A 9,472-nucleotide genomic window follows, 5' to 3' on the forward strand; every position below is an offset into this window, starting at 1 on the left:
TTCCGTTCCTGTTCCGCGCCCGCGAGTGACACAGGTCGAGTGACCAGATCGAGCCACACAGGCGTCACCCACAGAGCGGGAGGGCTTCTGCCCGCGGGCTTCGCATGCATGCGCGATTCACGGCGGAAAGTGTGCAGCGTCACGAACCGCGCGAACAAGAACGGGCAAATACCCCCGTACCACCGGCCGCGATCGGTTCAGCCGAGGTCCACGGCCGTCCCGCAGGTGGTGTCCGGCGGGCAGAAGTGTGCGAGGGCGGTCCGGATCAGCTCGCGTTCGTCCTCGTGGCCGTCGGAGTCGGCCCCGTAGGCGGCGAGCGCGTACAGCTTGCCGTCGGCGGCCTGGAAGCGCAGGTCGACCACGTGCCAGGTCCCGATGTCGGGCTCTCCCCCGAAGGAGTCCGCGAGGTACTCCAGCCGGGAGCCGGTGAAGTCGCCGTCGTCCAGTGTCTCCAGGGAGAGCTGCTCGAATCCCGGGGCCTTCGGGGTGGCGTCGGAGAGGAAGAGTTCGTACGACGCGTCGGGCGAGGGCTCCGCCACCTCGAACACCTGGAGCCGCCTGCCGCTGCCGGGACTGCGGTAGCTGACCACGTCCATGCCGTACTGGGAGGACACACTGGTGCGGGTCCACCCCTCGGGGCGGGCGAGGGTGAAGCCCTCGGAGTCGGTGTACCGGTCGTAACCGGCGGGGACGGTGCTGTCCGGGTCCGGGTCCGGGGTGACCGGCGCGGTCTGCTCGGCGGAAGAGGACGGCTCCCGCGGGGCGGAGGGCTCCTGCGGCCCGGGGGTTCGGGAACCGGCGGGCTGCGACACGCTCGCCGAGGCGGCCTTGTCGTCCTCCTGGCCGTCCGCCCCCTCGCCGCCTCCCAGGGGCCGGGTCAGCACCAGTCCCACGACCACCCCGACCACGGCGGCCCCGCCCGCCACGGCCCACACCCGCCTTTGGTCGAGCCCGCGCCGCGCCGGGGGCGGAGGCACGGGCGGGACGGGTGGCCCGGCGGGGCCGTGGGGCAGCTCGGGAGACGACCAGAGGGCCGGCGCGGGCTGCCCGGAGGGCACCGGCGGGGTACCACCACCCGGCCACCGGATGCCCGTGAGGGTGGGGGCGGAGGGCGAGACATCCGGGCGCGGCGGGACCTCCGGGGCGCGCGTCACCGCGCCCGCGCCGCTCGGTTCCCCCTGCTCCCCCGGGTTCCCCGAGCTCCCCGGGTTCCCCTGTGTTCCGGGGCTCCCTTCCTCCCAGCGCTGGGTCTCCTCGTTCCAGTACCGCGGTCCCTGTCCTCCGCTCACCGCTTCCCCCCCCCTCGTCCCCCTCGTCGCCCTTCTCGTCCCCTCGTCGTGCCGCCCGCCGGCGTCACATCCCGAGCAGACCCGCCACCGTCCCGGCCGAGGCCAGCAGCGCCGTGACGGTCTCGGCGTCGGCGAGCAGGTCGCGCAGCCGTCGACGGCGGCCCTCCCCGGCCGCGCCGGTCCGGTCGATCTCGTCCTCGGTCTCCGCGAGGGCCTCGTCCAGCCGTGCGGTCTGCTCACTCTGCCGCAGCCGGGACAGATCGGCCCGCAGTTCCCGTACCGCGGTGAGCAGTTCCTCGTCGGCGGCTCGCGGCGCCGGGACGCCGTGATGGCTCTCCGCGTGCGCGTTGCTGCCGATGGCGAAGGTACTGCCGTGCACGTTCCCGAGGCTGACGCCCGGCTGCTCCTCACGTGCCGCCATGGCCGGGGGCTCCTTTCTGCGGCCCGGGGCCGCCGGTGGCGGCACTGGCCTTCTCACCGATGGCGAAGGTGGAGCCCTCGACCCGGTTGATGCTGACGGCGCCGTTACTGATGTTCACGATCTTCTGGACGAACTCGCCGGTCTCGTAACCGGCTTCGGCGAGCGCGAGCCGCACCCCGCGTCCGACACGGTCCTGGATGCTGCGGAGGTAACGGGCCACGTCCATCTCCTGGAACGTGGATCCGGTGTCGATCGCGGCCAGTTCGCGCACCGAGAGGGCCGGGCCCTCGGGCAGCGCGCTCCGGTGTCCACCGGTGAGCAGCCGCCAGGCGAAGAGCGCGCCGCGGAACAAGGAGACCAGGGCGCGGCCCGCGGAACCGGGCACCAGGGCCGCCGTCGAGGCGATCCTTGCCGGCGCCGGGCTGGTGCGGACCCGGTGCGCGAGATGGTCGGCACGCTTGAACTCCTGGCGCACCGGGGTCATGACGTGCGGTGCGATCTCCAGCATGAGCATGTGCCCCTGGGTGTGGACCCGTACGTACACGGTGACGCCCAGCTCCTCCCCCCAGCCGCCGACCCGGATCCGCAGGAAGTGCCGCCGCTTCTCGCCGCCCTCCTCGACCGCCCGCAGCCAATGCTGCTCGAACGCCTCCGGCGTGCAGGGGGCCTGGTCGCGGTCGGTCAGCCCTTCGACGGGGAGGAACACGCACTCGTCGACCTCCAGCCCGCGCAGTCGGTCGCGCACGGGGGTGCCCGCGTGCTCGGCGGGTTCACGCAACTGCTCGATCAGCGGCCGGATCCGGTCGAGGATCACACGGTTGCCGAGCGGCTGCCGCTGCTTCTGCTCCTCGTCCGGCCGGAGTTCCACGGCGAGCACCCAGGTGTCGTGCGCGGCTCCCGCTCCGCAGAAGGGACGCTCCTCGTCGTACATGATCAGCGGCGCGTGCTGCTCCCGCCGGATGCGTCCCGTCAGCCGGGTGAACTTCTCCCCCTCGGCCTGTTCCGCGGGGTCGTTCGCCGCGTCCGGGAAGCGCAGCGGGGACAGCTCCGCGGCGAACGCGCGGGCGAACCCGTCCCGCTGGGCCGCCGCGCACCACGCGATCAGCGCGAGGACCCCGATGCCCAGCCAGGCCCGCCAGGGTTCGACCACGACGGCGAAGGGCAGGCCCAGGTCGCCGAGGCCGCTGGAACCACCCGAGGCGTAGGAACTGCTGGAGCCGTACGAGCCGGACGAGGAACCGGAGCCGCCCGGATCGGCGCCGAAGGCCATGGCGACGACGAGGAACACCTGCGTCGTGAAGAGGATGCGGCCCGCCCAGCGCAGCACGAGGGCGGGGAACTGCCGGTGGAAGGGCGGCTCCTGGGCGCCGCCCCTGACCCGGGCCGCGAGGCCGAGCAGCAGACTGGGCAGCAGCAGGCCGGCCAGCAGCCCGCCGGTCACCGCGACGCCCACCACCCAGAGCCCGACGACGGCGGCGGACCAGAGCAGTTCCTGCCGGCGGGCCCGCAGCGCGTGCGCGAGGACCCGCGCCGCGTCGAAGCCCAGGGAGGGGGCCACGATCCGCTGCTCGTGGAGATACAGCTCCTCGATGACGCGGTCGCGATAGTCGGGGTCCACGTAGACGCCCCCGCACAGCAGCCGGGTCGCCTCACTGGCGTGCGGTGCGACGGCCGGACACTCCGGCGGGGCCGGGCCCTCCGGGTGATGCGGTTGCTGCGGCACGTGGACAGTGCTCATGCCGGTCCCCCCGATGCTGCGTACGTCTTCGGTGACGGAAGAGTTGACGAGCCATCAGCATATGGGAGGCGCCAGGCCGGAGGGAACCGGATTGTCAAGAGTGCGATCATGTGACATGCGTCAAGCTTTGGGTAGAGCTTGTGCCCCGGGCACGGGACGGACCCCGCACCGGTCAGTACCGGTGCGGGGTCCGTGGTCCGCGGTCGGACCGGGTGATCAGATGAGGCCGAGGCCGCGGACCGCCTCGCGCTCCTCCTCGAGCTCCTTGACGGAGGCGTCGATGCGGGCACGGGAGAAGTCGTTGATCTCCAGGCCCTGGACGATCTCGTACTTCCCGTCCTTCACAGTGACCGGGAAGGAGGAGATCAGGCCCTCCGGGACGCCGTAGGAGCCGTCCGACGGGATGCCCATGGAGACCCAGTCGCCGTCCGCGGTGCCGTTGACCCAGGTGTGGACGTGGTCGACGGCCGCGTTGGCGGCGGAGGCGGCCGACGAGGCGCCACGGGCCTCGATGATCGCGGCGCCGCGCTTGGCGACGGTCGGGATGAAGTCCTCGGCCAGCCACTTCTCGTCGTTCACGACCTCGGCGGCGTTCTTGCCGGCGACGGTGGCGTGGAAGATGTCCGGGTACTGCGTGGCGGAGTGGTTGCCCCAGATGGTCAGGCGCTTGATGTCGGCGACCGTCGAACCCGTCTTCTTCGCCAGCTGGGTCAGCGCGCGGTTGTGGTCCAGGCGGGTCATCGCGGTGAAGCGCTCGGCCGGTACGTCGGGCGCGGCGGCCTGGGCGATGAGCGCGTTGGTGTTGGCCGGGTTGCCGACCACGAGCACCCGGATGTCGTCCGCGGCGTGGCCGTTGATGGCCTGGCCCTGCGGCTTGAAGATGCCGCCGTTGGCCTCCAGGAGGTCACCGCGCTCCATGCCCTTGGTGCGCGGACGGGCACCCACGAGAAGGGCGACGTTGGCCCCGTCGAAGGCCACGTTCGGGTCGTCCGAGATGTCGATGCCCTGGAGCAGCGGGAACGCGCAGTCGTCCAGCTCCATGGCCGTGCCCTCGGCCGCCTTGAGCGCGGGGGTGATCTCCAGCAGACGCAGCTTGACCGGCACGTCCGCGCCGAGCAGCTGGCCGGAGGCGATGCGGAAGAGCAGGGCGTAACCGATCTGGCCGGCCGCGCCGGTGACGGTGACGTTCACGGGAGTGCGGGTCATGGCGTTCTCCGTATGACAGCTGGCGGTGGGGCGTCCCTGCCCCGGGGTACGGGATCCCGTCCGGCTCGTGACCGGTGCCCGCCACGATGATCGATCACCGGTACGGAGGGATCACCGCTGGATGATCGGTCTCTTGGCGTCAAGAGAGATCCAGCGGCCAGGCTATCGCGCATCCACGATCGTGGACGGCCGGGCTCCATGTGGCCCGTCCCACAGAGTGACCGAGGGGTACGCGAGCGCACTCACGGGAAAGGCGGCCGCCCGCCCGTAAGAGGGACGGAGGCGGCCGCCGTTCGGGTGACCGATCCTGCCGGACTCCCGTGGGGGTGACGTGCTCATGCCCGGCATTCGCCGACTCATGCCCGTCCCGCGCCACGAACTTCACCGGGTGCGTGCCGGCCCGGGCGGGCCCCGGAGGGCCGCCACCGCCCCGCGCCGCCGGCGCCCGCCGCACCGCGCCCGTACTCGGCGGGCCGCGGGCGCGCCTCGGAGACCTACTCCGCGGTCCCCGCCGCCGTCTCCTCCGTGCACCCCTGCTCGCCGGAGGCCAGCAGCACGCACGCCTTGGCGTCCGCCGCCTCCCCGACCGCCATCATCGGGGTGTACGTGACCGTGTCGCCGGCTTCGGTGATGCTGTCGCTCTGCTTGCTCTTCCCGCCGGTGATCTCGACCGTGTCGCCCTGCGTGGCCTGGGTGATCCGGCCCCACGCGGCACCGCAGACCTCGCTGTAGCGGACCTCGACGAGCGTGGTGCCGACGGTCGCCGTCCGCGTCGTGGTCACGAGGTCACCGCTGCACCCCATGCTCTCCGCGTCCTTGCCGTGGCAGCTGTCGCCGCTGCACTCCACCCCGGCGGGCAGGTTCGCGGGGACGGAGACCGTGGGCGAGGGCGACTTCACCGCCTCGGCCTCCTTGCCCCCCTCGAGCCCGGTGACGTAGAACGCGGCCGCGATCACCACCAGCACGCAGACGGCACCCGCGAGGAACGTTCCCGCCCGCCGCTTGCCGCCGGAACCGCCACGGCCCGCCGCACCCTGCGGCGGCGCGCCCGGCGTACGCCCGTCGCCCCCCGCGGGCTGCGCGGCCGCGTGCGCCGCGGCGTTCCGGGGGCCCGACGGGGACGGTCCGGCGTACCCGGCCATGCCCCAGGAGTTCGACCCCGACGCGTCACGGACGTCCGAGGGGGTGGGCTGCGGGGGTACCAGCGGGGAGCCCACGGCCGGTCCGGCGCCGCCCGGCCGGACCGCGGCACCGCCGCCCTTGCGCCCCCGGCCGCCCGCGCCGGCCGACGACGGTCCGGCGAACTCGCCCAGCGCGGAACGCGCCTGCGAGATCCTGATCGCCTCCATCGTCATGTCGTGACGCATCTCCGAGCGGCTCCAGGCCCGCTCGGCCAGCTCCCACATCGTGGTCAGGTGCACCGGATTGGTTCCGGTGACCTCGGCCAGTGCCACGATCGCGCCCTTGGGCGCGAGCAGCCGGCCGTTCAGATAACGCTCCCAGGACGTCTTGCTGTAGCCCGTGCGGTCCGAGACCGACGCGACACTCATGCCACTGCGGTCCACCACCCGCCTGAGCTGACTCGTGAACTCCTTGATCTGCGGATCGAGTTCATCCGGCAAGGCCTTCCAACGAGGCATTGATTCCCCACCTTCCCCCCGGTCGTGCTGGTATTTCCTCGCGCGTGGTGCCTCTGCCGAGTCCCCGTTCCGGCTACCCACGTGGATGCCGCCAGTCAGGATCTCGGTTCCCGGGGTGGGGCGCACGGGAGCGTCAGGGCCGCGGGCATGCGCCGTCGCACGCTCACTCGCTCGTGTCCCAGTCTCCCACCGGCAGCCCTTTCGACCGAACGGAACCGTCACAACGCGGGGGACGTCACAGGTCGTCCCGGATCGTCATGGTTATCACGCCGCCCGGGTTCCAGAGGCGCTTCGCGGAAGTTCCCGGGCCGGTCCGGGCCATCCGGGGGACGTACCGGAACGGTCACTTCCGTGCCACAGCGCCCTGACAGCCGTTGAACAGCCGGTTCACGGTGCAGGAAGGTTGCTCCCGGCGGCAGCCCGTCCTTTCACGGGGGTGAGGACGGGCCGCCGTTCACCGGATGAGCGGGACAGCGGGACGGGGCAGCGGGACGGGGCAACGGGCGCGTCAGCTGTTGCTGACGGTGAAGTGCAGGGTGTCCTTCAGGAACGGGATCTCCAGCCAGGGGTCGGGCTGCGCCATCATCGCCAGCAGCGCGATCGACAGACCCAGCACCCCGTACGTGGCGATGTCCGTGAAGCGGGAGCGCACGGCGAGCATGCCGACGCCCGGCAGCAGCCAGCGCAGCGCCCCGCCGACCAGCAGCGCCGTGCCGATCAGCAGCGTGCCGATCCGGAACAGGTCGAGCGCCGTCAGCAGCAGGCCGAGCCCGGCCACGAGCAGGACGGCGAGGATCGGCCACTGCCGGGCGGGCGCGGGAGCGTCGCCGGGTGCGGCCCGGCCGCCGCCCTCCGGGCGGGCGGTGTCCCTGGTGAAGAGGGGGAAGCGACGGGTGGCGCGCCGTGGCCGCCCCGAGGCGTCGGGCGCGCTGACGGGGTCGACGACCGTGATCTCCTCGTCGGCGACGTCCCCGGAGGCCTCCTCGGCGGCGGCACCCTCGGCCGGCTCCCGTTCCTTCTCCCCCTCCTGCCCCTGCCTCTTCTCCTGCCCCTGTTCCCGCTTCCGTTCCTGCTTCTGTCCTTGGCCCTGTTCTTGCTTCTGCCCGTGCCCCCGGTCCGGCTCCGGCTCCGGCTCGTGCGTCTCGCCGAAGTCCGTCCCGGGCTCGCGGGCCCCGGCCTCCGCCTCTCGGGCGCTGCGGTCAGCCGGCACTGCGCTCCGCCGCCTCGACCACGTTGACCAGCAGCTGGGCCCGGGTCATCGGGCCGACACCGCCGGGGTTCGGGGAGATCCAGCCGGCCACCTCGGCCACACCCGGGTGCACGTCGCCCACGATCTTGCCCTCGGCGCTGCGGGAGACACCGACGTCGAGGACGGCCGCGCCGGGCTTGACGTCCTCGGGACGGACGAGATGGGCGGAGCCGGCGGCGGCGACGATGATGTCCGCGCGCTTGAGATGCGCCGACAGGTCACGGGTGCCGGTGTGGCACTGGGTCACGGTGGCGTTCTCGCTGCGCCGGGTCAGCAGCAGCGGCATCGGACGGCCGATGGTCACACCGCGGCCGACGACGACGACCTCGGCGCCCTTGATCTCCACGCCGTAGCGGCGCAGCAGGGTGAGGACGCCGTTGGGGGTGCAGGGCAGCGGAGCCGGCTCGTTCAGGACCAGCCGGCCGAGGTTCATCGGGTGGAGGCCGTCGGCGTCCTTGTCCGGGTCCATGAGTTCGAGGATGCGGTTCTCGTCGATGCCCTTGGGCAGCGGCAGCTGGACGATGTACCCGGTGCAGGCCGGGTCCTCGTTCAGGTCGCGGACGACTGCCTCGATCTCCTGCTGCGTGGCCGTTTCGGGCAACTCCCGCTGGATGGAGGCGATACCGACCTGGGCGCAGTCCCGGTGCTTGCCTGCGACGTACTTCTGGCTGCCGGGGTCGTTCCCGACGAGGATCGTGCCGAGGCCGGGCGTGACGCCCTTCTCCTTCAGCGCCGCCACGCGGGCGGTCAGATCGGACTTGATCGCTGCTGCGGTGGCCTTGCCATCGAGAATCTGGGCGGTCATGGCCCCATCCTCGCGGATGACCGGCCCCGGGTTCCAATCCGCCCGCATTCCGGCCACCCCGTGCGGGGGCCGCACCCGGGCCGTGCGACGGGCGCGCACGGACGGCCTCGGGGTTCGCGATCCCACACACCGGCTCCGGCCCGCCCCCGCACCGGTCGCGTTCCACCTGTATCCGGCCAAGATCAGCAATGTTGCACTTGCACAACACAATCTGCCTGCGGCTGGACAATCGACAGATCTGTCGAGAACGATGAACGGACAGTGCCGCGGGCAGTACCGGGGGGACGGACCGCATCTGTAGACCTTCCTCCGACCCGCGCCCCGCGTGTCCCCGCACCTGAAGCGACAACGGAGGAAGAACCGCCATGAGCTTCGGCGACCCGAACAACCCCTACGGGCAGCCGCCCCAGCAGCACGGCGGGCCCGGCTACGGCTACCCCCAGCAGCAGCCCGGCCAGCCCGGTTACGGCTACCCCTCGCCGCCGCAGTTCCCGCAGTCCTACGGACAGCCGGGGCCGGGCCCCGTGGCGGTGATGCCGGGCAGCGTGAAGGCCGCGCGCGTGATGCTGTTCGTGCTCGGCGGGCTCCAGGCCCTCGGCGGCGTGCTGATGGTGGTGGCCAGCGCCTGGTTCGCCGATTACCTCCAGGAGGAGCTCTCCTCCGACCCGAACTTCTCGTCGGACGACGTGAACACGGTCGGCGACATCGGCGCGGGCATCATGATCGTGTTCGGTGTGATCGTCCTGGGGTTCGCGTTCTGGGCGATCCTCACCGCCGTGAAAATGGCCACGGGTCGCGGCGGGGTGCGTGTCTCCGCGATCGTCTACGCCTCGGTGGTCACGCTGTTCAGTGTGATCAGCCTGATCACAGCCAACGTCTTCGCGCTGATCAGCCTGATCCTCGGCATCCTGATCATCGTGTTCTGCGCCAACCGCAACGGCAGCCACTGGTTCAACCGGCCCCGGTACTGAACCCGTTCCCCCGCCGTGCCGGATCCGCCCGGCACTGCTTTCGGCCAATCACGCACCAGGGCCGGGGGGGGGGGGGGGGGGGGGGGGGGGGGGGCGGGGGGGGGGGGGGGGGGGGGGGGGGGGGGGGGGGGGGGCCGGGGGGGGGGGGGGGGG

The 9,472-nt window shown here is 72.4% G+C and carries 8 protein-coding genes; 1 reads left to right on the forward strand and 7 read right to left on the reverse strand.

The features are described 5' to 3' along the window. Positions 1-197: 197 nt before the first annotated feature. The 7 genes from ORI94_RS27545 to ORI94_RS27575 all read right to left on the reverse strand — a co-directional run bounded on the left by ORI94_RS27545 (position 198) and on the right by ORI94_RS27575 (position 8,348). Positions 198-926 carry a hypothetical protein gene (locus ORI94_RS27545; RefSeq protein WP_266080490.1) on the reverse strand — a complete coding sequence of 243 codons (729 nt, stop codon included), beginning with the start codon at positions 924-926 and terminating at the stop codon, positions 198-200. A 427-nt stretch (positions 927-1,353) separates the two neighbouring features. Next, on the reverse strand, positions 1,354-1,710 hold the full coding sequence (locus ORI94_RS27550; protein ID WP_266080492.1) for a hypothetical protein: 357 nt from the start codon (positions 1,708-1,710) through the stop codon (positions 1,354-1,356). Beyond that, positions 1,697-3,448: a hypothetical protein gene (locus tag ORI94_RS27555; protein ID WP_266080494.1), complete on the reverse strand. Its 1,752-nt coding sequence runs from the start codon at positions 3,446-3,448 to the stop codon at positions 1,697-1,699. The genes ORI94_RS27550 and ORI94_RS27555 overlap by 14 nt, the downstream gene beginning before the upstream one ends. A gap of 216 nt (positions 3,449-3,664) precedes the next feature. Continuing rightward, complete coding sequence (locus ORI94_RS27560; protein ID WP_266080496.1) at positions 3,665-4,654, reverse strand: malate dehydrogenase; 990 nt, start codon at positions 4,652-4,654, stop codon at positions 3,665-3,667. Positions 4,655-5,148: 494 nt separating this feature from the next. Continuing rightward, positions 5,149-6,294: a helix-turn-helix domain-containing protein gene (locus ORI94_RS27565; protein ID WP_266080497.1), complete on the reverse strand. Its 1,146-nt coding sequence runs from the start codon at positions 6,292-6,294 to the stop codon at positions 5,149-5,151. Between the two features lie 508 nt (positions 6,295-6,802). Further along, a complete protein-coding gene (locus tag ORI94_RS35385; RefSeq protein WP_323056095.1) occupies positions 6,803-7,246 on the reverse strand; it encodes a DUF3017 domain-containing protein in 444 nt (147 codons plus the stop codon). A 247-nt stretch (positions 7,247-7,493) separates the two neighbouring features. Next, entirely contained in the window at positions 7,494-8,348 is an 855-nt protein-coding gene (locus ORI94_RS27575; protein WP_266080501.1) for a bifunctional methylenetetrahydrofolate dehydrogenase/methenyltetrahydrofolate cyclohydrolase, read from the reverse strand. Between the two features lie 365 nt (positions 8,349-8,713). On the opposite strand from ORI94_RS27575, the gene ORI94_RS27580 reads away from it, so the two are divergent. Next, positions 8,714-9,319 (forward strand): proline-rich domain-containing protein, encoded by a 606-nt coding sequence (locus ORI94_RS27580; protein ID WP_266080503.1) that lies wholly within the window; start codon positions 8,714-8,716, stop codon positions 9,317-9,319. The last annotated feature ends 153 nt before the right edge of the window (positions 9,320-9,472 follow it).

It is taken from the genome of Streptomyces sp. NEAU-W12, assembly GCF_026242095.1.
In the GTDB taxonomy this organism is placed as follows: domain Bacteria; phylum Actinomycetota; class Actinomycetes; order Streptomycetales; family Streptomycetaceae; genus Streptomyces.